This window comes from Mucilaginibacter gracilis (assembly GCF_003633615.1).
Lineage (GTDB): Bacteria > Bacteroidota > Bacteroidia > Sphingobacteriales > Sphingobacteriaceae > Mucilaginibacter > Mucilaginibacter gracilis.
On the sequence record NZ_RBKU01000001.1, the window covers coordinates 6,005,327 to 6,028,653 of the forward strand.

General features: G+C 41.4%; 23 protein-coding genes. 11 read left to right on the forward strand and 12 right to left on the reverse strand.

What is annotated here, in order from left to right; genetic code table 11:
• Positions 1-70: 70 nt before the first annotated feature.
• The 6 genes from BDD43_RS26700 to BDD43_RS26725 all read right to left on the reverse strand — a co-directional run bounded on the left by BDD43_RS26700 (position 71) and on the right by BDD43_RS26725 (position 6,996).
• Positions 71-1,513: a hypothetical protein gene (locus BDD43_RS26700; RefSeq protein WP_121201282.1), complete on the reverse strand. Its 1,443-nt coding sequence runs from the start codon at positions 1,511-1,513 to the stop codon at positions 71-73.
• Entirely contained in the window at positions 1,513-2,487 is a 975-nt protein-coding gene (locus BDD43_RS26705; RefSeq protein ID WP_147425753.1) for a pepsin/retropepsin-like aspartic protease family protein, read from the reverse strand. The genes BDD43_RS26700 and BDD43_RS26705 overlap by 1 nt, the downstream gene beginning before the upstream one ends.
• 81 nt (positions 2,488-2,568) lie before the next feature.
• Positions 2,569-3,330, reverse strand: coding sequence for an MBL fold metallo-hydrolase (locus tag BDD43_RS26710; protein WP_121201284.1), 762 nt, complete (start codon positions 3,328-3,330; stop codon positions 2,569-2,571).
• Positions 3,327-3,605, reverse strand: a complete 279-nt coding sequence (locus tag BDD43_RS26715; protein WP_121201285.1) for a hypothetical protein — start codon at positions 3,603-3,605, stop codon at positions 3,327-3,329. Before BDD43_RS26715 ends, BDD43_RS26710 begins: the two co-directional genes overlap by 4 nt.
• A gap of 98 nt (positions 3,606-3,703) precedes the next feature.
• Positions 3,704-4,378, reverse strand: coding sequence for a LolA family protein (locus BDD43_RS26720; RefSeq protein WP_121202137.1), 675 nt, complete (start codon positions 4,376-4,378; stop codon positions 3,704-3,706).
• Between the two features lie 17 nt (positions 4,379-4,395).
• Complete coding sequence (locus BDD43_RS26725; RefSeq protein WP_121201286.1) at positions 4,396-6,996, reverse strand: FtsK/SpoIIIE family DNA translocase; 2,601 nt, start codon at positions 6,994-6,996, stop codon at positions 4,396-4,398.
• 95 nt (positions 6,997-7,091) lie between these two features.
• On the opposite strand from BDD43_RS26725, the gene BDD43_RS26730 reads away from it, so the two are divergent.
• Positions 7,092-7,742 carry an ankyrin repeat domain-containing protein gene (locus tag BDD43_RS26730; protein ID WP_121201287.1) on the forward strand — a complete coding sequence of 217 codons (651 nt, stop codon included), beginning with the start codon at positions 7,092-7,094 and terminating at the stop codon, positions 7,740-7,742.
• An 11-nt stretch (positions 7,743-7,753) separates the two neighbouring features.
• On the opposite strand, the gene BDD43_RS26735 is transcribed toward BDD43_RS26730, so the two are convergent.
• From BDD43_RS26735 to pyrF, 3 genes are all read right to left on the reverse strand, one after another.
• On the reverse strand, positions 7,754-7,975 hold the full coding sequence (locus tag BDD43_RS26735) for a PspC domain-containing protein (protein ID WP_121201288.1): 222 nt from the start codon (positions 7,973-7,975) through the stop codon (positions 7,754-7,756).
• Between the two features lie 6 nt (positions 7,976-7,981).
• Positions 7,982-9,268: a DUF2851 family protein gene (locus tag BDD43_RS26740; protein ID WP_121201289.1), complete on the reverse strand. Its 1,287-nt coding sequence runs from the start codon at positions 9,266-9,268 to the stop codon at positions 7,982-7,984.
• 111 nt (positions 9,269-9,379) lie between these two features.
• Positions 9,380-10,213 (reverse strand): orotidine-5'-phosphate decarboxylase, encoded by an 834-nt coding sequence (gene pyrF, locus BDD43_RS26745; RefSeq protein WP_121201290.1) that lies wholly within the window; start codon positions 10,211-10,213, stop codon positions 9,380-9,382.
• Between the two features lie 252 nt (positions 10,214-10,465).
• On the opposite strand from pyrF, the gene rho reads away from it, so the two are divergent.
• The 3 genes from rho to purS all read left to right on the forward strand — a co-directional run bounded on the left by rho (position 10,466) and on the right by purS (position 13,154).
• Positions 10,466-12,100 (forward strand): transcription termination factor Rho, encoded by a 1,635-nt coding sequence (gene rho / locus BDD43_RS26750; protein ID WP_121201291.1) that lies wholly within the window; start codon positions 10,466-10,468, stop codon positions 12,098-12,100.
• Between the two features lie 71 nt (positions 12,101-12,171).
• Positions 12,172-12,906 (forward strand): CDP-diacylglycerol--serine O-phosphatidyltransferase, encoded by a 735-nt coding sequence (gene pssA, locus BDD43_RS26755; RefSeq protein ID WP_121201292.1) that lies wholly within the window; start codon positions 12,172-12,174, stop codon positions 12,904-12,906.
• Positions 12,903-13,154: a phosphoribosylformylglycinamidine synthase subunit PurS gene (purS, locus tag BDD43_RS26760; protein ID WP_121201293.1), complete on the forward strand. Its 252-nt coding sequence runs from the start codon at positions 12,903-12,905 to the stop codon at positions 13,152-13,154. Before pssA ends, purS begins: the two co-directional genes overlap by 4 nt.
• On the opposite strand, the gene BDD43_RS26765 is transcribed toward purS, so the two are convergent.
• A complete protein-coding gene (locus BDD43_RS26765) occupies positions 13,151-13,528 on the reverse strand; it encodes an Hpt domain-containing protein (protein WP_121201294.1) in 378 nt (125 codons plus the stop codon). The genes purS and BDD43_RS26765 overlap by 4 nt on opposite strands.
• 71 nt (positions 13,529-13,599) lie before the next feature.
• Positions 13,600-14,058, reverse strand: coding sequence for a 2-amino-4-hydroxy-6-hydroxymethyldihydropteridine diphosphokinase (folK, locus tag BDD43_RS26770; RefSeq protein ID WP_121201295.1), 459 nt, complete (start codon positions 14,056-14,058; stop codon positions 13,600-13,602).
• 80 nt (positions 14,059-14,138) lie between these two features.
• Here folK and sppA point away from each other — a divergent pair, with 80 nt between their 5' ends.
• The 6 genes from sppA to BDD43_RS26800 all read left to right on the forward strand — a co-directional run bounded on the left by sppA (position 14,139) and on the right by BDD43_RS26800 (position 20,667).
• The gene (gene sppA / locus BDD43_RS26775) at positions 14,139-15,902 is read left to right on the forward strand and encodes a signal peptide peptidase SppA (RefSeq protein WP_121201296.1); all 1,764 of its coding nucleotides are present in this window, start codon (positions 14,139-14,141) and stop codon (positions 15,900-15,902) included.
• Between the two features lie 225 nt (positions 15,903-16,127).
• On the forward strand, positions 16,128-16,742 hold the full coding sequence (locus BDD43_RS26780) for a hypothetical protein (protein ID WP_121201297.1): 615 nt from the start codon (positions 16,128-16,130) through the stop codon (positions 16,740-16,742).
• A gap of 95 nt (positions 16,743-16,837) precedes the next feature.
• A complete protein-coding gene (locus BDD43_RS26785) occupies positions 16,838-18,529 on the forward strand; it encodes a helix-hairpin-helix domain-containing protein (protein ID WP_121201298.1) in 1,692 nt (563 codons plus the stop codon).
• Between the two features lies 1 nt (position 18,530).
• Positions 18,531-19,511 carry a glycosyltransferase family 9 protein gene (locus BDD43_RS26790; RefSeq protein ID WP_121202138.1) on the forward strand — a complete coding sequence of 327 codons (981 nt, stop codon included), beginning with the start codon at positions 18,531-18,533 and terminating at the stop codon, positions 19,509-19,511.
• A 30-nt stretch (positions 19,512-19,541) separates the two neighbouring features.
• The gene (locus BDD43_RS26795; RefSeq protein ID WP_121201299.1) at positions 19,542-20,168 is read left to right on the forward strand and encodes a porin family protein; all 627 of its coding nucleotides are present in this window, start codon (positions 19,542-19,544) and stop codon (positions 20,166-20,168) included.
• A 13-nt stretch (positions 20,169-20,181) separates the two neighbouring features.
• The gene (locus tag BDD43_RS26800; protein ID WP_121201300.1) at positions 20,182-20,667 is read left to right on the forward strand and encodes a SixA phosphatase family protein; all 486 of its coding nucleotides are present in this window, start codon (positions 20,182-20,184) and stop codon (positions 20,665-20,667) included.
• Between the two features lie 26 nt (positions 20,668-20,693).
• Here the strand turns inward: BDD43_RS26800 and dprA are convergent, their stop codons facing one another.
• Positions 20,694-21,797, reverse strand: a complete 1,104-nt coding sequence (dprA, locus tag BDD43_RS26805; protein ID WP_121202139.1) for a DNA-processing protein DprA — start codon at positions 21,795-21,797, stop codon at positions 20,694-20,696.
• A gap of 90 nt (positions 21,798-21,887) precedes the next feature.
• On the opposite strand from dprA, the gene BDD43_RS30300 reads away from it, so the two are divergent.
• Positions 21,888-23,102 carry a TonB family protein gene (locus BDD43_RS30300; RefSeq protein WP_246001804.1) on the forward strand — a complete coding sequence of 405 codons (1,215 nt, stop codon included), beginning with the start codon at positions 21,888-21,890 and terminating at the stop codon, positions 23,100-23,102.
• The last annotated feature ends 225 nt before the right edge of the window (positions 23,103-23,327 follow it).

Below are 23,327 nucleotides of genomic sequence, written 5' to 3' on the forward strand. Positions count from 1 at the left end.
AAAACACACAAAAACCAGTGCCATGACGAGTTATTTACTTCCACCCTTGGCACTGGTTTTAATGTTATTACTATTCAATCCACAGCACCGAATTACCTGTGCCAAATTCGTTTTGCTCCCATAATTTATTCCCCGGATCAATAATCCAGTTGCCATCAACAATAAACTTATAAAGGTATTTGCCAGGTTTTAGGTTAAGGCTGGTTTTCCAATCGGCACCTTCGTGTTTTAAGTTGTAACTACCTTTATCCCAATTGTTAAAAGTGCCCGATAAAATGATGCTATGCGCGCTACCGTACCCATGCAACACAAAGGTGTGGGTTGGCTTTACTACCAACAACGAGTTTGTTTGGCCATTGCCCTCAACCTGTTGCGTATTAGCAGGGTCGCGCATCCAATTGCCATCTACAATAAATTTGTAACCGTAGTTTCCGGCAGGCAAAACGCAGGGAAGGGCCCAACCATAGTTTGTTTTTTTGAGGTGTATTTCGTTGGTTTTCCAATTATTAAAATCGCCTGCAAGCACCACATTTTTAGCATTGGCAAAACCTTTTAGCTTAAACATAACCTGGGTACCCAAATTTAATACCGAAACAGGCTTGCCCGATACATCGGTACTCACATCCGGATTAGCCGGATCGGTTATTGGTTTTCCATCTACCAAAAAACGGTAGGTATGCATGCCTTCGGCCAGGTAAAATGCTTTTATCCAATAATTATTTTGTGGGGTTAATATTAACTCGTTGCCGTTAAAATTGTTAAAACTACCTGCTAAAGTTACGCGGGAAGCTTTGGTGAAGCCGGCAAGTTTAAAGGTGTGGTTATAACTGAAGTAAACCGAGTTACGGTTGCCAGCGCCATCGTCTTCTAAAAGGGCGTTATTGGGGTCGCTAATCCACCTGCCGCTAACAATAAATTTGTAAAGGTATTTGCCGGGTTGCAGTTTTATGTCTGCAATCCAACCGCTGTCGGTTTTTAGCATTTTGCCGCTCAGGGTATTCCAATCGTTAAAATTACCCGATAGCAATACCTTTTTAGCCGCTAAATTTCCGGGAAGGTAAAACCTTGTAATGCCCGATGCTAATTCCCTTGTGGTTTGCTTGTTAAAGTTATTTACACCATACAGTACAAAACCAGGGTAGCCGGGCCGGGCAGCGTTAACATTACCCAAACCGTTACGGGTTATTAAAACAGGACGCATTTGCGGATTACGGCCCAGTTCGTCAAGCGGCCGGGAAAGCATGAGTTGGTTATTTTGCAGTTTTTTTACCACCCATCCACTTTTTTCGAGTTCTAAAAAATTGCCCTTCAATAGCTTTTCGGCATTGGTTTCGGTTATATCCGCAATACGCAACAAACTATCTATGGCATATTTGCTTAGTTTCAGGTCAACATACAACACCATTTGGTCGTTGTTAATGGTAAAAGCATTTTTATGCACTTGCCCAAGTACCGGGTTTACGGTATTAAGCAATACCATAAACAGCAATAATATGTGGCGGTGTTTAAACATTAATTTTTCAATTTCTCGTACATGGTAAACTCTTTTTTAACAAAATTGATGCTAAAAACGGCTCTTACAAAAAAATCATAGCCTAAAATACCATCAACGGAATGTCCATAGGCCTTGCCCATCTTCTCTAAACTGGTTAGCAATACCCTATTGGTGTTAAACTGGCGACCGCCTACAACCAATTTATCAAAACGGGCATACAATACATCGTAACTACTGCCACCTATCCCTGTGAGTTTCATCCGGTTAATAATTTGCATACCGTCCATTAATTTTTTTGCCTCATGGTAATCTATCAGGTTAGTTTCGGCACCGGTATCAAATGCAAACCACATGCTGTTATCATTTATTTCGGCTTTAAAAAATATAGTATTATCGGCAATTGTAAATGGCACCTTAAGTATCGGATCGTGGTAAACAACCTCCTGAATGGGTATGTCTCCATTTTTATCGAGTTTATGAATGTATAACACGTTTTGAAACAAATCAACCGTGATAGCAAATTTAGCAAATAGTTTGGTGCCCAATAAACCCAACACTTTAATACCGTGGCTGTTTTCGATAGCCGAAAGGTTGGTTACATCTGCACTTAGCCGATCAAAACTCAATTCGGCAATACTTAGGCCCCGCACAATGGTACGAAAGCTGTTACCATTATCGCCATTAATACCACCCGCTTCTACATCACTATAATTGGTTGCATCGCGAAAGTAGGTTTGGTTAAGCACCAGATAAGGTGCGCCGGTATCAAGCACAAAGTTGCCTTGCAAGGTATCAATTTGTGCCTGTATAATAATGAGGTTCATTGCCCTTTTTATGGGGATAACCAGCGTATTAAATTCGCCGGAAGGTTCGGGGTCTTCAAAATGCGCATTGCTGAAAGTGATTTTACCTATGCTAACCTTAGGCAACGGCCCTGCAAAGCCCCGCGAAGCCAACAAGATAACGAGGAGTATGATAAGGTAGCGTTGCAATGGCCTGGTAGTTTTTAGTATGTATAGACAACAGGCGCGTGCTTTAGGTTACAATTAATTTCAATTAAAACAATCAATTTATCAAATATCTACCTTTAAGCCATCATAAGCCAAATGAATGCCTGGCGGCAATAAGGCGCTAACATCATGGTGCTTGCCTAAGCGGTGGCTAATATGGGTGAAATAAGTTTCCGCTGCACCTATTTCTTCGGCAAAAGCAATGGCCTCGTCTAAAGTAAAATGCGAAATGTGTTTTTCTTTTTGGAGCGCGTTTACAACCAGTATTTTAGAGCCCTTTATCTTCTCAATCTCCTCCGGGGCAATGGTTTTAGCATCGGTAATATAGGTAAAATCGCCCACCCTAAAACCAAGTACCGGCAGTTTGTAATGCATTACCTCGATAGGAATGAGTTTTACCGGGCCAATATTAAAGGGAGAATTGCTAATAGTATGCAGTTCTATTTGTGGGATACCGGGATACTTAAAATCATGAAATATGTAGGAAAATTCGCGTTTTAATGCTGTTTGTACCCGTTCGGTAGCATACACATCAATAGCACTTTGTTGCCGATAGTTAAAGGCACGTATGTCGTCCATCCCGGCAACGTGGTCCTTATGTTCGTGCGTGAATACAATAGCATCAAGATGGGTTACATGCGCACGGAGCATTTGGTACCTAAAATCGGGACCAGAGTCAATTACGATCACCTTGCCCCCGGCTTCAATCAAAACAGACGAACGCAGGCGCTTATCGCGATGGTCGGCAGATGTGCAAACCTCGCAATCGCAAGCTATAACAGGTACGCCCTGTGATGTTCCGGTGCCTAAAAACGTTATGGTCAAAATTGAATTTTAGTTTGTTTTATTTGATGTAAAAAGGCCGTTTGTTTATCGTCTAAAAGTTTACTGTCAATTTCCAGTTCTGAGAGCAATTCTATAATGGACTGTATTTTACTTTCCAGGTTAGAAAACTTATTGATAACCACAATACGGCTGCTCAATAACATACATGCCCCGGTTTTAAAATTACCTTTTTCATACCGCACCCTGTAGCCTGTTGTTTTTAGCAGCATCTCCAGTTTTTCGAGGGTGTGTTGAGTTAATGGAAAATGTGACATGGTATAGCTAATGAGTATTGCGGTAGTTAACCGTCTGTTCGCGTTGCAAATTATATATTCTTATCTCAATACGCAATACGCATTTCTCAATACTAAATTTACCTCAAATCAACCACCTCAACCCCCGGGTGCAACTTCACATCGAAGGCAAAAACCTCGTCTCCGGTTTTAAAATTGGAGTTAAAAGTTTGCATGGTGTAAGAGTATTTGTTACCATTTTTATCAAATATAAGGGCGCTGTAAATTTGCTTTTTTGCCTTATCAACAAACAAACGCACTTTAAAAATAGATTTTTTGGCGTCGGTAGGTGTCATATCTATCACCTGGCAATTTACGCCGCCTTTTTTCTCTTCGCCACTGTACACGTACTTAAAGCCTTTTTCGTAAATGGTAAAAATATGCGCCGGGTTAAGGGTTTCGTCGCCATTGGTAACGTTGTTCAGTTGCACCTCATTATCTTTTTTTAGGTACGTCCACTGCTCTTTGCCGTTGCTTATCAGTTCCTGTGCAACAGCGGGTGTTTTTCCGGTTGTGTATAGCGTAACCTTAAACTTATTGGTTTTTGATTTAGCTATTAGGGTGCCGCTTTGGGTTTCTTTAACATTGGCTTGCGGGCTTTCAAGCGTGTAAACAAAGTTGGTTTTAATTACATCGTAAGTTTTGTATTTACGGCTTACCTCGCTCAAAATAGCTTTGGCTTGTTGGTCTTTCTGTGCAAATGCTGTGTTAACCGCACTTAAAAACAATAGGGTATATATAACGTAATATCTCATAAACATTTTAAATTCTTTTAGTCTTTTGCATCCATATTACTCAAAAATTGCTCCAAAGAGTAATCATCCGGAATCAGTACTTCACGGGCCTTACTGCCCTCAAACGGGCCAACAATGCCGGCGGCTTCCAATTGGTCAATAATACGGCCAGCACGGTTGTAACCCAATTTTAACTTGCGCTGGATAAGCGACGTTGAACCCTGCTGATGCATCACAATTAAACGCGCAGCTTCTTCAAACATGGGGTCGCGGTTTTCCGAATCAAAATCTTTGGCGCTTGCTTCGCCGCCTTCGCCAACATATTCGGGCAATAAGTGCGCCGTGGCATAGCCGCGCTGGGCACCAATAAAATCGGATATTTTATCAACCTCGGGCGTATCCACAAAGGCGCATTGCAAACGGATAAGATCGTTCCCGGTTGATAACAACATATCTCCCCTACCTATTAACTGATCAGCACCGCCTGAATCCAGAATAGTGCGCGAATCGATTTTAGATTGTACCCTAAATGCTATACGCGCCGGGAAGTTAGCCTTAATAGTACCCGTAATAATATTTACCGAAGGCCGCTGTGTAGCAATAATTAGGTGTATGCCAATGGCACGGGCCAATTGCGCAAGGCGGGCTATAGGTATTTCTACCTCTTTACCTGCCGTCATCATTAAATCGGCAAACTCATCTACTATCAGCACAATAAAGGGCAAAAATCTATGTCCCTCGGTTGGCAGCAACTTACGGTTAATAAATTTGGCGTTATACTCTTTAAGGTTGCGCACCTGTGCATCCTTCAGCAAATCATACCGCTGGTCCATCTCAATACAGAGCGAATTGAGTGTATTGATAACCTTTTTTGTATCGGTAATAATGGCGTCGGCTTCGTCGGGCAATTTAGCCAAAAAGTGCCTTTCTATTTTGCGGAACAAAGTTAACTCAACCTTTTTGGGATCAACCAGCACAAATTTCAATTCCGCAGGATGTTTTTTATAGAGCAGCGAAACCAAAATAGCATTAATACCTACCGACTTACCCTGCCCTGTGGCACCTGCCATTAACAAGTGGGGCATTTTGGCTAAATCGGCAATAAATATTTCGTTACTTATGGTTTTGCCTAAAGCAATAGGCAGATCCATTGTAGTGGCCTGAAATTTTTCGGAAGCCAATACCGATCGCATCGATACCATTTCGGGGTGCTGATTTGGCACCTCAATACCAATTGTACCCTTACCCGGCATAGGCGCTATAATACGAATGCCTAAAGCCGCAAGGCTCAAAGCAATATCATCTTCCAGGTTTTTTATTTTGGAGATACGTACACCCGGGGCCGGTATAATTTCGTAAAGGGTTACGGTTGGCCCAATGGTTGCCTTAATTTTATCTATCTCAATGTTATAGTGGTTGAGGGTTTCAACAATTTTATTTTTGTTGGCCTCCAGCTCCTCGGTATTAACAGCAATTTTATTGGAGCCATAGTTCTCTAACAACTCCAACACCGGGAATTTGTAGGACGACAGATCCAACCGCGGGTCAAAAGCGCCAAATTGTGCAACCAAATCGTCGGCCGTAACCAAGTCTTCTTTTTCGATGCTCAACACATCGTTAGGCCGGGTATCGCTCACCATTAGCGGTATTTCGGTTTCGGTACTTGGCTCGGGCATTAAAGTAACCGGCTTATGTTCGGGCTCGTTAATAGGTTTTTCCACATTAAATATCGGCCCTTTTGCCACAGGTTCTAACTCTTCCGATACCTCGTTCTCAGCATAACGGGTTGATGCCAACACACCTTCCTGGCTTAACTTGCTTTTTCTGCCGGGCCACTCAACAGGTGTAAAGGGCATTTCGGGCATTATCGGTACGTTGCCTCCGCCCATGTAAGGTTCGCTAATATCGTCGGCATCATCAAATCCGGGCAAGGTGGTTGCTGGCCTTTTTTTCTCAGGAAGCTTAAAATCAATATTATAAACTATAATAAGGAAGGTTAAAGCGGCAAACACCAACAAACCGGCAGCGCCGGCACGGCCTATTTGCGCATCAATTAAGCGGTTGCTCCAAAAGCCAAACTGCCCCTCTAAAAAGTGCGGATAATCAACAATAAACCCGTGTACAAAACCAATTGCTATCGAAAAAAATACAATACCAAAAAGGGCGTAAGCAATTGTTTTGCTTATTGGGAATAAACGCACCTTAAACAAAAAACGATACCCAATAATAAAAAACACCACCACAAAAATAAACGAAGCCACGCCAAACCACTCAAACATAAATTGGTTAGATAGCAGTGCGCCAAATTTACCCAGCCAGTTATCAACGGGGCTTTTTATGCCGTTATCAATTAACTCTTGCTGGCCCTTAAACAAGTTGTGCCAGCCGCCATTTGCTTTAAGTACATAGCTCTGATCTTCCTGCCAGGTAAACAGGTACGATGTGAAGGCGATGAGAAAATAACCCGATAGTACCAGGAAAAACAAACCGCCCACTTTAATAATGCGGCCATCCTTTAAACCAAACGACGGAACGCTTTCTACCTTCGGCCTGCTAGGTTTTTCTGCCTTTACAGAGCCTTTGGCGCTACCTGTATCTTTAAAATTATTAGATTTAAACTGATTTCCTTTCACAGGCATTCCTATATTCAACAGCGTTTAACCGCAAATATAAAGTTAATAGATAAATCTATTGATTTGTGTTGATTTTTAATTTTTACTAATATTGAATTAAAATGAAAGCAGACACACTAGAAGAGTACATACAAACAGATAATTTGGCTGAACTTGGCGCCTTGCTTAAGCGCGAACCCGCTTTGGCAAACAGCAATACCAGCCTTGGCGTTTCGGCAATTATGCTGGCCCAGTACTACAAAAAACCGGCGGTGGTATCACTACTGCTTAATTATGTGGATGAGCTTACCATGTTTGAGGCAGCCGCTATTGGCAAACTGGATGTGGTTGAAAATTTAACCGCCGCGCACCCTCAATTAGTAAACGATTTTTCTAAAGATGGTTTTACGCCACTTGGGCTGGCTTGTTATTTTGGCCAGGCAAACATTGCAGATTTTTTGATTGCAAACGGTGCAAACGTAAATATCGCATCAAATAATGGTTTTAATGTTTACCCCATACACTCGGCTGTGGCTGCCAACCAAACTCAAATTGTATACAACCTGTTAAAGCATGGCGCCGAGGTGAACGTTAAACAGCAATCGGGCGTTACACCCCTGCACTCTGCAGCGCAAAACGGCAACCTCGAAATATTAATCATGCTGCTTGAACATAATGCCAGTACCGAAGTACGCATGGAAGGAGGCCGGCTACCCGCCGATTTAGCCCGCGAAAAAGGTTTTGATGATATTGCAGAAATATTGAGTAACTAAAACCGAATATTTTATTGATCTGTAATGCGGCTGTGTATCCGTTTTACGTAGTTACGGATATCTAAAACTATGCCTGCAAAAAAGTAAAAAACAAGTGGCATACCTACCGCCAAAAACGATGAGTATATAAAAAACAACCTGATTTTGTTGATGGATATATTGAAACGCCCGCCCAGGTAGGTGCAAACCCCAAAGGAGTGTCGTTCAAAAAAAGTGAGTATCCTTTGCATCATTTTGTTTTAAGCTAACTTTAATATTTTAATTCCAACGCCGCATTGCAGGCATTTCTTATGGTCGCAATACGAGTTTTTGAGTTCCAATAAAGCTTGCGATTCGTATGCCGTTTTTACTTTAATACCAAGTAACGCAAAATTATCCATAATACTATTTTTTTCTACAGTTAAATGCTCTAATAATTTTAAACTGCGGTTAACATAACGCTCCAACTGGTGATAATTACCATAAGTGAACAAAAAAAGAGTCAAAGTATTAACTAACAAAACATTAACCGATGCTTTACCCATTGTTTTATTGGCAATAACCGAAGGCTTATCAAATTGATAATGATTATCCCAGTAAGCATTAACCTTAATATCATCAAATAGTTTAAAAAAGGCTTCAGGCTCGCGCGTTTCCAACACTTTTGATAATAAGTTGTTTGATGTTGCCACCAAGGCAGCAAATTGCGCCAGCCTGATGGTTGGGAAATTAAGCGGCCGCAGCCGTAAAAATTTCCACAGATGTTTTTCTATTGGTTTAAGGTTATACTTTTTTTGCAAAAAATCGTATTCCTTTTTGAGCAATTGCGGGTACTCGTCCGCTAAATCTTCAGTTAAAAAGCCGGCCTGGCCAAAAATTAACGCCTCAATTTGCATGGTGTTATTTTTGTGCTTGGCCAGTATATTTTGCGGTAACGATTTTGCGAGCATCTCAAAAGGTAGCGCATTTATTTTAAAACCAAAATTGGCCGCCAAAAACTGGTAAAAAGTTTCCTCCCAATCGCCACGATTAACCTTTAATGCTTCCGTAAGTGCAATGGAGCGTTTTTGTAATCGCTCTATTAATACACGGGTTAACCAGTTTTGTATCAATAAACCGTCAATCGTTCCTATCCGGCTTTCGCAGGGGATAAACTGTTTTTGGTCAAATATTAAATGATGGTATCGTGTGTAAAGCTCCTGCGAGATGCGGTTGAACAAAACAAGCGTAGGTACCTTTGTACCGTTGCTACGGTAAACAGGCTCATCGTCGCGGTACACCACATGCAATATCACGCTATTATAGGCATTATTGGTGTGGTGCCCGTGCTGTTTCCACTCCAATGATGATAAGTGTATTTCGGCATTGCCCGCCCAAAGGGTATCCCCTATCTTAATTTTGGCATCCTGAAAATCGGGGCCTGCGTTTGTGTTTTGTAAACCTGGCGATATAATTTGCAACTCCTCACCATCGGTGGTGTGCAGGTTATTCATATCAAATAGCCTAAACTTCCAGATGTATTGCAAAAAATCTTCGTTGAAATGCATTGTTTAAGTCTTGAGTCGGAAGCCTTAGGTCCTGAGTCCGTTTACAAAGCCAAGATATAAATTAATTGTATAAGTCTTAATGACTAAAGACTCACAACTATGGACTTAAGACTAAATCACCCCTGCTTTCTCCAACTCCACCTTCATTTCTTGTTGAAGTTTTATTGCTTCGGCACGTGCAGCGTCAGCAAAATCGCGCTCGTTAGATGCGTATATAATGGATCGCGAAGCATTTACAATTAATCCGCAATCGCTATTCATTCCATATTGGCAAACATCGGCCAGACTTCCGCCTTGAGCGCCAACGCCGGGTACCAGCAAAAAGTTATCGGGAGCGTATTTGCGGATGTTGGTGAACTCGGTACTTTTGGTAGCCCCAACTACAAACATAATCCTATCGGCACCAGCCCAGGTTACAGCTTTTTTTACCACCTCTTCGTACAAATAGCCACCTTTGTTAACCAGGTATTGAAAATCTTTACTGCCCGGGTTTGATGTTAGCCCCAAAACAATTATCCATTTACCATCGTACTTTAAATAGGGCGTTACGCTGTCTGTACCCATGTAAGGGGATAGCGTAATAGCATCAAAACTCACGCCCGACGCAGCCTGGTCAAAAAAAGCTTTGGCGTACATATCTGTAGTATTGCCTAAATCGCCGCGTTTGGCATCAATAATATTAAGGGTTTCGGCGGGTAAATGTTGCCATGTTTTGGCCAGGCTTTGCAGGCCCTTTACGCCCCGGCTCTCGTAAAATGCGGAGTTTGGCTTGTACGACACGCATAAATCATGAGTGGCATTAATAATCTGCCTGTTAAACTCAAAAACAGGGTCGTCAAAATCCAACAAAAAACGGGGTATCTTTTCAATATCGGTATCTAAACCTACACATAGGAAAGATTTTTTTTGTTTGATCTGTTGGATGAGTTGTTGGCGAGATGGCATGAACTTGGTATTATTTTTGTGCAAAAGAATGAAAAATACACAAAATGATTCAATTTAAACGATTATATTTTTAAAAAAATTTGAACTATTAAATAAATTGTCTAAAATTGTAGCGTTTTCCTGAATTTCTTGCACCAAAGAATCAGTTTAAAAGTTTCCAAATAATTTATTTTTAGTTCAGATTCAAAACACAATACTTGGCGCAAGGTAATTTCTACCCAAAAAAATCCTTTTGAAATATTTATTCAACACATGTCTAACACAACAGAATTAAACGATAAGCTCGTTTCTGAACTACGCGTATTAGCTAAAAGCTTTGGAATTGCCGAAGCAGATAGTTTTAGAAAAGCAGAGCTAATTACCAAAATAGTTGAGCAACAACAATTAATAGAGGCGGCACGCGCCCAACAAGAAACCGTTACATCAAATTATACTCCTGCTACACCAGAGCCCGAAAGTGCCGAAAGTAGTGCCCCCCGCAAAAGGGTACGCACCTTGAAGCCAAAAAACGAACCACGCGTTGAGGTACAGGTAAACGACACCAACCTTTTTGATCAAAACGAAGAGGAGCAGCAGCCAGAAAGGCCGGCACCAACTGTTGCCGAAACGCCATCACCGGTAACTGAGCAGGCCGGCGAAGAAAGCAGCAAACCACAAGAACCACAACCAGCTACCGAAATACGCCCGCAAAAATTTGAACGCAAGTTTAACAATAATGGCAACGGAGCGGCTAATCAACAAAAAAGCCAGGAGCCGGCAATTAACCTTGATTTTGATAACGTAATAGTTAACGAAGGCGTTTTAGAGATTATGCCCGATGGTTACGGCTTTTTACGCTCGTCTGATTATAACTACTTAACCTCTCCGGATGATATTTATGTATCGCAATCGCAAATTAAGCTTTTTGGTTTAAAAACAGGCGATACGGTACGGGGCAGCATACGCCCACCAAAAGAAGGTGAAAAATATTTTCCGCTGGTACGTGTTGAGGCCATTAATGGCCGGGTACCTGCCGAAGTGCGAGACCGTGTACCGTTTGACCACTTAACGCCACTTTTCCCTTCGGAAAAATTGAACCTTTTTACCGAGATGGGCAACTACTCAACCCGTATTATTGATTTGTTTGCCCCAATAGGTAAAGGGCAGCGTGGGTTAATTGTAGCGCAGCCCAAAACAGGTAAAACCATGTTGCTAAAGGATGTGGCCAATGCCATTGCCAAAAACCATCCGGAAGTTTACCTGATTATATTGCTGATTGACGAACGCCCCGAAGAGGTTACCGATATGGCCCGCAGCGTGCGTGCCGAAGTTGTATCATCAACCTTTGATGAGCCTGCCGAGCGCCACGTTAAAATAGCCAACATTGTTTTAGAAAAAGCTAAACGCATGGTTGAGTGCGGCCACGATGTAGTTATCCTTTTAGATTCTATAACCCGCTTGGCACGTGCTTACAATACCGTTGCACCAGCATCGGGTAAAATATTGTCGGGTGGTGTTGATGCCAATGCATTGCACAAGCCAAAACGCTTTTTTGGTGCAGCCCGTAAAATTGAAGATGGCGGCTCGTTAACCATTATTGCTACCGCCTTAACCGAAACCGGCTCCAAGATGGACGAGGTTATTTTTGAAGAGTTTAAAGGTACCGGTAACATGGAGTTACAATTAGATCGTAAATTATCTAACAAGCGTATATTCCCGGCTATTGACCTTACTGCATCGAGCACACGCCGTGATGATTTGCTGCTTGACCGCGAAACGCTGCAACGCATCTGGATATTACGTAACCATTTAGCCGATATGAATTCGCAGGAATCAATGGAGTTTTTGCAAGCGCAAATGCGTGGAACAAAAACTAACGAAGAATTCCTTATATCCATGAATTCTTAATAGTTTTGTGTAACGGAATTATTGCACGGCGGGTAATTAAACTTCACAGGCAATAATTTCGTTATAATTAAATGAATCAATTACATCCACAGCAAGTGCAGCAACGAGTACGAAAACATCTACCCAATGCCATTACCTGTGCAAATTTGTTTAGTGGCTGCTTAGGTATAGTTTTCACCTTTCAGCACAACTTAATATTTGCAGCATACGCTATATTTTTAGCTGCCATTTTTGATTTTTTTGATGGCTTTGCCTCGCGCATGCTGCAATCATTCTCCGGCATTGGTAAAGATCTTGATTCGCTTGCCGACCTGGTAAGTTTTGGCGTATTGCCATCGGCTATACTATACGAGTTACTGCTCGAGGCGCCGCAGATAGATCACGTAAGCCAGTACCTCAACTTTATTGCTTTTTTAATACCCGTGTTTTCGGCCCTACGCTTGGCTAAATTTAATACCGACGAGCGGCAGACCGATATATTTATAGGTTTACCAACCCCGGCCAATGCCATTTTGATAGCGTCATTTCCGCTTATATTGCTGCACGGCAACATGTTTTACCGCGATTATATTTTAAATCCGTTCTTTTTATCGTGCTTTACACTCGTTATGTGTTCGTTACTTGTAGCCGAGATTCCTTTAATGTCGCTCAAGTTTAAGAGTACCGATTTTCAGGAAAATTTTTACAGGTATTTATTACTCCTTATATCGGCAATTGTTATCATTTTATTTAAATTTGCCGCAATTCCGGCTATCATATTTATTTATGTAGCCATGTCTATCATCCAATTCAGATTCGCCAAATGAAATTTCAAGCAGAGATTGATGTAATGCCTAAAAAAGAAATACTTGACCCGCAGGGCAAAGCCGTAACCGGTAGTATGAAAAACTTAGGCCTTGCCGAGATACAAAATGTACGTATAGGAAAGCATATTTCGCTCGAAATAGACGCAGCTACAGAAGAAGCTGCCAACCAAAAAGTAGATGAGGCTTGCAAAAACCTTTTAGCTAACCTTATTATGGAAAGTTATAGCTTTAAGCTAAACAAGGTTTAAAGGTTAGCGGCCTTTGCCTTCATCACTATCTCTAACTTAGCCAAGGTAGGCTTTACCCTGGCAATAATTTCGTTAAATTTAGTACGAATGAGCGGGTTATCCTGGCCTAATTTTGCCAATGCTTCAACTTCCTGCATTAGTGCCTGGCTATCCGTCATACCAAAAAAGCCCAAATTAGGTTTTAATTTGTGTGCTGCCTGCGTGGCGGTAACCCATTCTTTTGAGCGAATGGCGTTATCAATGGCGTACATTAATTCGGGGGTTTGTTTTATAAACAGCTCGATAGATTCCACAATAAAATCATCGCTGCCATCAGCAATTTCTAACAAAAAAGAAAGATCAAAATTTTGATCAGATATTTCTAACTCCGACATAGCTTGGTTTAGTTATTTCAAACTTACAATTTTTTATTCAAAAAATACATTGCTGTTCAATACAAAGCATTTTAAACTCGCAATAATAAATTTAGTTGAGCAATAGTTTGATTAAGCAGCGGGTGTACATAGGCCGGTGCTATTTCGGCAAGCGGCTCAAGGGTAAACTTGCGCTTATGCAATTGCGGGTGCGGAATAATTAAATCGGGCTGGTTAATAACATCGTTGCCATAAAACAGTATGTCAATATCAATAGTTCGCGAGCCCCATTTTTCTTTACGCTCGCGGCCCAAATGCTTTTCAATATCCAATAAGGTTTTTAAAAGTTGTTGCGGTTGCAGCACGGTTTCAACCTCCAAAACCTGGTTTAAATAGTCAGGCTCATCGGTTTTCCCCCAGGCCAGCGTTTCGTGTACTTTTGATCGTTTCAGCACATTGCCAACCTGTTTTTCAATTTCGGCAATAGCACAATTTAAAAAAAAGCCCCTGTTACCAATATTACTTCCCAACAACAAAAAAACACTAATCATTGTTGTAACAAATATTGCAGTTAATACTCTTATCCATATCTATTTAGTAGTTTTGCATAGTTAAAGTTTTTTTATATTTCATGAAACAATTCTTCAAATTTGTTTTTGCCACAATAGTTGGCCTGGCTCTTACCTTCGTCCTCCTGATCTTTCTTTTAATAGGAATTGTTTCTGTAGCCACAAGTGATAAACCTGTAGATGTGCCGTCAAATTCGGTTTTGCGCATCGCACTTACTATGCCCATAAACGAGCGCACGCCCGATAACCCTTTGGCTGGTTTAAGCTTTTTAGGCTTTGATGATAATAAAACCATTGGCCTTAACGATATTTTGGCCAACATCCGCAAAGCTAAAACCGATAGCCATATTAAGGGTATTTTTTTAGATGAAAGCTATGTGCAAAGCGGCCAGGCTACTACCGAAGAAGTACGCAACGCGCTTATTGATTTTAAAAAATCGGGTAAGTTTATTGTTGCCTATTCCGAAATATATACCCAGAGCTTTTACTACCTGGCATCAGTTGCCGATAAGGTTTACATGAACCCTAAAGGGATATTTGAGCTGCATGGCTTTAGCTCGCAAGTAATGTTTTACAAAGGCGCGCTTGATAAGTTGGGCATTGATATGCAAATCATCAAAGTAGGCACTTACAAAAGCGCGGTTGAACCGTTTTTTTTAACCAAAATGAGCGATGCAAACCGTTTACAGGTAAATGCTTACTTGGGCTCTATGTACGACCACTTTTTAACCGGCATTAGCCAAAGCCGCCACATCAATAAAGATTCGTTGGCCAATATTGCCAATAATTTATTGGTGCAAAACCCCGAAGATGCGGTTAAATACAAACTGCTTGACGGGCTTAAATATAAAGACGAACTGCTTGACGAGTTGAAACAACGTACAGGAACGAGCAAAAAAAGCAACGTAAAATCGGTTAACATTGCCGATTATACAAAAGCGGGGGACGACAAAGATACCAGCGACAATGCAAGCAGCCGCATTGCCATTGTTTATGCCAGTGGCGAAATTAGCGGCGGCGAAGGCGACGATAACACCATAGGATCTGAAAAATTATCTAAAACGCTGCGCCAGGTGCGTTTAGATGATAACGTTAAAGCGGTAGTGCTGCGTGTTAACTCGCCGGGAGGCAGTTCGTTAGCCAGCGATGTAATATGGCGCGAAGTACTGCTTACCAAAAAAGTAAAACCGGTTATTGTTTCGATGGGTGATTATGCAGCATCTGGCGGTTACTACATTGCCTGCGCCGCCGATTCTATTTATGCCGAACCCAATACCGTTACAGGCTCTATAGGTATTTTTGCCATGCTGCCAAACATGCAGAAGTTTTTTAACGATAAATTAGGCCTTACCTTTGATGGTGTAAAAACGGGCAAATTTGCCGATCTGGGCGATGTTTCGCGCCCGCTTACCGAAGAAGAACGCATGATATTGCAAAACCAGGTTAACCGCGGCTACGATACATTTACCCAGGCTGTAGCCGATGGCCGCCATAAAACCCAGGCCTATATTAATAGTATTGGCCAGGGCCGAGTTTGGACGGGCAGCCAGGCCATTAAAATAGGATTAGTTGATAAGTTGGGTAACATTAACGACGCCGTTAAATCTGCCGCAAAAAAAGCCAACATTAAAACTTACAGTATAGTACCCTACCCCGAGCAAACCAGCAAGTTTAAAAATATAGGCAAAAGCTTAAGTGTTGAAGTACGCGCGGCCATGGTGAAAAGCGAATTGGGCGATAACTATCAATATTATAACCAAGTAAAACAAACCGTACAACGTAGTGGTGTACAAATGCGTATGCCGTATGATGTGGTAATAAAGTAAAATTTTAAAAAACAAAAAAGCCTCTTAAATTACAATTTAAGAGGCTTTTTTGTTTTAAATACCATATAATCTGTAAGTATGTGTAACTTCAACAATTAATTTACAATTTGTCTTGTTAATTACCAGCCGCTCCAATTATTTTCTTTCGTTACGAAACCGTTAATCATTAACAAAATCTAATTTGTTTATTGTAAACCATTAAGCATTACTATAAACGCCAAGCAAATGCAGCACATTAAAGAAATTGTTAAACTTTTAGAACATTCACAACACTACTATACAATTGCCATTGGCATGGATAGTGTTTACTTTTACGTGAGCCCTAATTATGATAGAAATTTTAGGTTGCTAAACGACACATTGCTGGGAAAGCCCTTCCATATTACCCTGCACCCTGATGATGTAAAAATGTGTGGCGATACGGGCGCAAAATGTTTTGAAACTCCTTACAAATTGCAAACCGCCATTTTACGCAAGCACGATGGCTATGGAGGTTTTATTTCGACACAATGGGAATTCAAAGCTTTATTTGACGACAATAATGCTCCCGCCGGTGTTTTTTGTATAGGCCATAATATTACAAAATATGTTGATACCCAAAAGCAACTGCTAAGTGCCGAAACCGAAATAGTCCAAAAAAACGATCAGTTGGATCAAATTAGTTTTATGCAATCGCATGTTATCCGCAAACCCTTAGCCAATATACTGGGCCTGGTACAGGTATTAGACGGCATGGATGTAGAGCCCGAACTGCACAATATAAAAATGATGATAATTGATAGCTCAACAGAGCTTGATAACGTTGTTAGAGGTATCATAGAAAAAGCAAAGAGTATTTAAAATCACATCAGAGGGGGTAGATTTACAAATCCGCACACCTACCCGCCTGCACATCTACAATCTAATTTCGTATTTTTACACCATCTGATAACTCGATGGAAAATAAACCTATTGCCCGTACCCTGCGTTTGCTTAGTCAGTTAATGGAACTGCACGAGGTTAACCCGTTCAAAATAAAATCGATAGCTAACGCAGCGTTTAAGGTTGATAAGCTTCCTTTTAAACTGGCCGATAAGCCTTTTGATGAATTAGAAAAAATTGACGGTATTGGTAAAAGTTTGGCGGGTAAAATTGCTGAGCTATTAACTACCGGCACCTTAATAGAATTGCAAGAGTTATTAGCGGCCACGCCCCCCGGCGTAGTTGAAATGCTGGCCATTAAGGGCATTGGCCCTAAAAAAATAGCCGTTATTTGGCACGACTTAAATATTGAAAACATTGGCGAACTATTTTACGCCTGTAACGAAAACCGTTTAATTGAGGCCAAAGGCTTTGGCTTAAAAACGCAGGAAGAGATACGCAAGGCCATTGAATTTAAAATGGCAAGCAGCGGCAAGTTTTTGTATGCCCAGGTTGAAACTTTCGCCCAAAACATGCTGGAACAATTACAGCAACTTTTACCCGATGCTGATATGATCATTTGCGGAGATTATCGCAGACGGGTTGAAATTATAACCGATTTAGTTTACGTTATAGGCGCAGACGACGTTGGCGAGGCCATTACTGCTTTACAACGTGCCGATTTGCTGCAAAACATGCAGGTAACCGACAACACCATTAGCGGTGAAACTGAAGCCGGTTTGGCTGTTAGTTTGGTTGTTAGCGATACCGTACATTTTTATACTGAAGTTTTTGCCCAAACCGGTAATAAAGAGCATGTTGAAGCGGTTTTAAACCGGATAAAACAACCCAACCTGGAGGTTGAAAGCGAGGAAGAAATTTATGAAAACGCGGGCCTGCCTTATATAGAACCCGAATTGCGCGAAGGCACGGCTATTATTGCCAAAGCAATAGCAAGCGAATTACCGCAACTGATAACCTATGACGACCTGAAGGGAACGCTGCACAACCACAGTACCTGGAGCGACGGTGTGCATTCGCTGGAAGAGATAGTACCTTACCTTCGCGATACGCTGGGGCTTGAGTACCTGGGCATTTGCGACCATAGCAAGAGTGCCTTTTATGCCAAAGGTTTGAGTATTGAGCGGGTTTTACAACAGCACGAGGAGATAGATTATATTAATAAAAACACGCCCGGGTTCCATATTTTTAAAGGCATCGAGTCGGACATTTTGAACGATGGCCAGTTAGATTATCCCGATGAGATATTACAGCGTTTTGATTTTATTGTAGCATCGGTACACTCAAACCTTAAAATGGACCACGATAAGGCTACCGCCCGTTTAATTAAAGCTATAGAAAACCCCTATACCACCATTCTGGGGCACCCAACAGGAAGGCTTTTACTAAGCCGTAACGGTTATAGTATTGATTATAAAAAGGTGATTGATGCCTGTGCCGCCAATGGCGTGGTTATCGAAATTAACGCCAACCCGCTTAGGCTGGATTTGGACTGGCGCTGGCACCAGTATGCGCTGGATAAAGGCGTGTGGCTATCCATAAACCCCGATGCCCACCGCAACGAGGGCTTTTTAGATATGCACTACGGCGTTTTAACCGCGCGCAAAGGTGGCTTATACAAAGAGCGTTGCCTTAATGCATTGAGCCTTGACGAGATAAAACAGGTATTTGCAAAACGGAAAGCCCACACATCAATCAATAAATAATTTGGAACAGGGCCTTAAAATACTGGTGATCCGCTTTAGCTCAATGGGCGATATTATTTATACTACCCCCGTTGTGCGCTGTTTAAAAAAGCAACTACCAGGCGCGCAGATACACTTTTTAACCAAACCTGCTTTTAAATACATTTACGATAATAACCCGTATGTTGATAAGCTACACTTGCTTAAAACAACATTGAAAGAAACTATTGCCGATATTGAGGCCGAGAAGTTTGATTATATTATTGATTTGCATAACAACCTGCGCACCTCGCTCATTAAGTGGAAAACGGGTATTAAATCGTTCACCTATAACAAGCAAACCATCCGCAAATGGTTATCGTTAAAACTGCATTTACAATTGGTTCCGCCTATACACTTGGTTGAGCGGTATATGCAAACGGTAAGCCTTTTGGGCATTAAAAATGATGATAAGCCTATTGATTATTATATCAAGGCCAATTATTCGTTACAAACATTGTTGCCTGCAACGCACCAACAGGGGTACATCGTTTTTATCATCGGGGCAACCCATTTTACCAAACGCATGCCCAATAATAAAATAATAAGTGTATGCAATAAAATAGGCCTGCCAGTGGTTTTATTAGGAGGTAAAGATGTACAGGCAAATGCCGCCGAAATTGAAGCTGCTGTAGGTGAAAAAGTTTATAATGCCTGTGGTGTTACCACTTTAGATCAATCTGTTTACCTGGTATCTAAATCCCAAAAGGTAATTGGTTTTGATACCGGGCTTACTCACATTGCCGAGGCTTTTAATGTTCCTATAGCTTCTGTTTGGGGCAGTACCGTGCCCGAGTTGCTGGGTGTGCAACCCTACAAGGTTAAAGATGCACAAGTAATTGGCATTGAACTACCTTGCAGGCCCTGCTCAAAGTTCGGGCTGGAAAAGTGTCCCTTAGGTCATTTTAAATGTATGAACGAAATACCTGAAAATGTAATTGTTAATTTTGTAAATAATGCGTAAATAGCGTTCCTAATTAAAAAATGCCCCTAAATGCGTAAACTATTTTTAACCCTGAATTTAATATTTATTGTTGCTACCTTTGCGTTTGGGCAAAAAGTACAATATGGCCTTAAAGCCGGCTTTGGCTTTGCAACGCAGGATATTGACAATCAGGATGTATCTGCAAATTCGGTAACAACCTACTACATAAACGGCTATGCCGATTTGCACCTTAAAAGTAAATTTTATTTACAAGCCGGCATTGGTGTATTGGGCAAAGGCGCAAAGCAATACCAAAATGCGCAAACCAATACCATTACCCTAACCTATCTGGAAGTACCTGCAACCCTTTTATATAAAATTGATTTGCCAACCTTAGGCAAAATATATGTAGGTGCAGGGCCATATGCAGCTATGGGTTTGAGTGGCAATAACCAGTTAGAAAACGTAAATACAACATCGGGAAGCAGCATTACTTTTGGTAATGATGGGGGCTATAAAAAGGTGGATTACGGCGTAAACTTTGCAACCGGCCTTGAGCTAAATAACCATTTAACGTTTAACATGCGCTATAGTTTAGGCCTTAACAATATAGCCACTGATAACGACCCGGTAAACACTAATACCAACAGTGTTAAAAACCAAATTTTTACTATTGGTTTAGGTTTTTGGCTTTAAAGGCTCAATTTTTATGAAAAGGTTAATGATAGTTCGGCACGCCAAGTCCGACTGGGACGATGCGAGTTTAAGTGATTTTGAGCGACCGCTAAACCACCGGGGCAAACAAGCCGCGCCAGATATGGCAGCAAGGTTGCTAAAGGATGGCATCATTCCGCAATATTTGTTAAGCAGCCCGGCATTGAGGGCCAAAACAACGGCCGATATTTTCGCCAAAACACTTGGCCTTGCGCAACCATCGTATAATAAAGCTATTTACGAGGCAAGCTACCCTACCCTGCTTAACATGGTAAACAATTTGCCCAATGCTTATAATTTTGTAGCCATTTTTAGGCACAACCCTGGTTTAAGCAACCTGCTGTTTAACCTTACCGGCGAACTGTACGACATGCCAACCTGCACAGTTGCCATAATTGATTTCGAATTTGATTTTTGGAACATGGTAAGCGCCGATACCGGAACAATAACCTACTACGATTATCCCAAAAACGGAGATTAATAGCATTCCAGTTGCCGCCGCATCCCTTAGTGGTTAATTGTATAAGCCTTGCCCGGTAATGAGTTTACAAAGCCCTGCATTTCAAGGTTTAATAAGTTCATGGCCAGTTGGCTCAAAGGTAAATTGGTTTTAAAGGCCAAATCGTCAATACCAAGCATACCTGCATTTTGTTTTATAGTTTCAAACACCAAAAGTTCGTTGGCCGATAGGTCTATCGGGAGGGTTAATTGAGCTTGCTGCTTAGTGTTACCGTCCAGCTTTTCCCATCCTAAAATATACGCCAAATCGGCTCCCGATGTTAACAGCGCAGCTTTATTATTGCGGATTAAAAAGTTACACCCGGTTGAAAACTCATCGGTAATACGTCCCGGAAAGGCAAATACATCCCTGTTGTACGAATTTGCAATTTCGGCAGTTATCAGAGCTCCGCCTTTAATGCTTGCCTCAACAACAATGGTAGCATCGGCCATGCCGGCAACTATGCGGTTACGTTTAGGAAAGTTTTCCCTATCGGGCGTAGTGCCCGACGGAAAATCGGTTAGCAGGCCACCATTGCCAAGCATTTTATCGGCAATTGGCTTATTTTGTGCGGGATAAATACGGTCGAGCCCGTGGGCCAGTACACCAACAGTGGGTATGCCGGCCCGTAAGCATTCTTTGTGGGCCGTTACGTCAATACCATAAGCAAGCCCGCTTACTATAATTACATCGTAAGCTTTAAGGTCGTCAATCAATTCGCGGCAAAGTTGTTTGCCATAATCGGTGGCGTTACGGGTGCCCACTACGCTGATGATACGCGCCTCATTTAAATTGGCAGTACCTTTATAATACAACAGGGCCGGGGCATCATTACAGTTTTTTAACCTTTTGGGATAAGCGGCATCGCCATAAAACATCACCTTAATATCGTTCCGCTCAATAAAATCCAGCTCCCTGCGGGCACGTTCAAGCGCATCCTTAAAATTTAACTGCGCAATGGTTTTTGTGCTGATGCCGGGTATCTGCATCAGTTTTTTAACCGGAGCCTCAAATACAGCTTCGGCACTGCCGCAATAACTTACTAAAACCTTAGCTAAATGGTCGCCAATATTTTTGGTAAACGTTAAGGCAATTTGGTGGAGTGTTGACATATAGGAGTTGCCAACTAAATTATAAAATATTGACATTGATGGCAACATTACTTATAAAATATATATTATTGTGTAAGTGAAACCTAACCCATGAAAACTAAAAACAGTATCAACTTTATTTACCTTTTCTCTTTACTTATTTACAGCATATTAAGTTTTTTAGTTTTGCCGGCTTTTAGCCAGGCAACAGTTAATGATGATAACAAAATATATACAGGAGTTGAACACTACCCTATTTTTCCGGGTGGCGAAGCAGATTTTGCAAAGTTTTTAACTAATACCATTAATTATCCGCTCGAGGCAGCAATGCAAAATGTAAAGGGCCGTGTATACGCACAATTTGTGGTTGAAAAAGACGGCAGCCTAACCGACATCAAAATATTACGAGAACCCAATAATGGCCACTCACTAGGGGAAGAAGCTATCAGGGTTTTAAAATTATCGCCAAAATGGACACCGGGTACGCAAGACGGAAAAAATGTTAGGGTGCAATATGTTGTGCCCATTAACTTTAATATAGCAGCTCCGCCTGTGCAACCAACATCTAATACAGTTACAGCAAATGGCACGGATGTAAAAACATTTAATTCATTTTCAGACACCTCAAAAAGAGGCATCTATTATCTCAGCACTTCGCACCCGCCATTTTTTAATGGCGGCACGCAGGCGCTTAATGACTTTCTGAAGAACAATATCAAATATCCAGAAGGAATTGAAACGAAACATAACGCCAGGGTTATTACCGAGTTTATTGTGGAGACCGATGGCTCGCTATCAAACATAAGCACGCTATTTAAAGATGATAGTACTTTTGCAAAAGAGGCTCTGCGGGTACTTAAGCTAAGCCCGAAATGGAGCCCGGGCATATTTGAAAACAAAAGCGAGAAAACCCCACAACGGACGTTGGTTGTATTACCGATTGATTTTGCTTCAAAAAACACCCCATTACCCGAAATTAAAACCACACAAGACTCTATCGACAATCATTTAATTTTTACTACCGACGATCAGCAACCGGCTTTTCCGGGTGGGGAAGCAGGCTTTGGTAAGTTTTTAGTCGATCATGTGAGATATCCGGCATTGGCAAAAGAACGTGATGTGACTGGTAGGGTATTCGTTCAATTTGTGGTAGAGAAAGATGGCACATTAACTCATTTGCATATACTACGCGATCCTGGAAGTGGCTTGGGTGATGAAACAGTAAGGGTATTAACACTTTCGCCACCTTGGATACCAGCCGTAAAAAGCGGACAGCATGTGCGTGTATCATATACCGTTCCGATGAATTATAACACCGCACCGTAATTGCAATAATTTCATATTTTGCCCATTAATTTCGGCCTCCGCAATTAATGGGCGGTTTTTTATTTTATTAAAGTTTAGCCGATCGCTTCCCAGCATATAAGGCGAGCAATGGCCTATGCGTTATCGGGATTTCTTGTAACATTCGGTTTTTAAGCCTCTTCTCACCCGCTTCTTGCAAATATTTGATAACAATAAAAAAACTATAAAAATAGTTTGGAAACTGCA

Coding starts and splice junctions, on each gene's coding strand:
- BDD43_RS30300 (WP_246001804.1), top strand. CDS start 21,888: ATGAAAACTAAAAACAGTATCAACTTTATTTACCTTTTCTCTTTACTT.
- BDD43_RS26795 (WP_121201299.1), top strand. CDS start 19,542: ATGCGTAAACTATTTTTAACCCTGAATTTAATATTTATTGTTGCTACC.
- BDD43_RS26785 (WP_121201298.1), top strand. CDS start 16,838: ATGGAAAATAAACCTATTGCCCGTACCCTGCGTTTGCTTAGTCAGTTA.
- BDD43_RS26715 (WP_121201285.1), bottom strand. CDS start 3,605: ATGTCACATTTTCCATTAACTCAACACACCCTCGAAAAACTGGAGATG.
- BDD43_RS26725 (WP_121201286.1), bottom strand. CDS start 6,996: ATGCCTGTGAAAGGAAATCAGTTTAAATCTAATAATTTTAAAGATACA.
- BDD43_RS26720 (WP_121202137.1), bottom strand. CDS start 4,378: ATGAGATATTACGTTATATATACCCTATTGTTTTTAAGTGCGGTTAAC.
- dprA (WP_121202139.1), bottom strand. CDS start 21,797: ATGTCAACACTCCACCAAATTGCCTTAACGTTTACCAAAAATATTGGC.
- pssA (WP_121201292.1), top strand. CDS start 12,172: ATGAATCAATTACATCCACAGCAAGTGCAGCAACGAGTACGAAAACAT.
- BDD43_RS26735 (WP_121201288.1), bottom strand. CDS start 7,975: ATGATGCAAAGGATACTCACTTTTTTTGAACGACACTCCTTTGGGGTT.
- BDD43_RS26740 (WP_121201289.1), bottom strand. CDS start 9,268: ATGCATTTCAACGAAGATTTTTTGCAATACATCTGGAAGTTTAGGCTA.
- pyrF (WP_121201290.1), bottom strand. CDS start 10,213: ATGCCATCTCGCCAACAACTCATCCAACAGATCAAACAAAAAAAATCT.
- BDD43_RS26700 (WP_121201282.1), bottom strand. CDS start 1,513: ATGTTTAAACACCGCCACATATTATTGCTGTTTATGGTATTGCTTAAT.
- rho (WP_121201291.1), top strand. CDS start 10,466: ATGTCTAACACAACAGAATTAAACGATAAGCTCGTTTCTGAACTACGC.
- BDD43_RS26780 (WP_121201297.1), top strand. CDS start 16,128: ATGCAGCACATTAAAGAAATTGTTAAACTTTTAGAACATTCACAACAC.
- BDD43_RS26800 (WP_121201300.1), top strand. CDS start 20,182: ATGAAAAGGTTAATGATAGTTCGGCACGCCAAGTCCGACTGGGACGAT.
- folK (WP_121201295.1), bottom strand. CDS start 14,058: ATGATTAGTGTTTTTTTGTTGTTGGGAAGTAATATTGGTAACAGGGGC.
- BDD43_RS26765 (WP_121201294.1), bottom strand. CDS start 13,528: ATGTCGGAGTTAGAAATATCTGATCAAAATTTTGATCTTTCTTTTTTG.
- sppA (WP_121201296.1), top strand. CDS start 14,139: ATGAAACAATTCTTCAAATTTGTTTTTGCCACAATAGTTGGCCTGGCT.
- BDD43_RS26730 (WP_121201287.1), top strand. CDS start 7,092: ATGAAAGCAGACACACTAGAAGAGTACATACAAACAGATAATTTGGCT.
- purS (WP_121201293.1), top strand. CDS start 12,903: ATGAAATTTCAAGCAGAGATTGATGTAATGCCTAAAAAAGAAATACTT.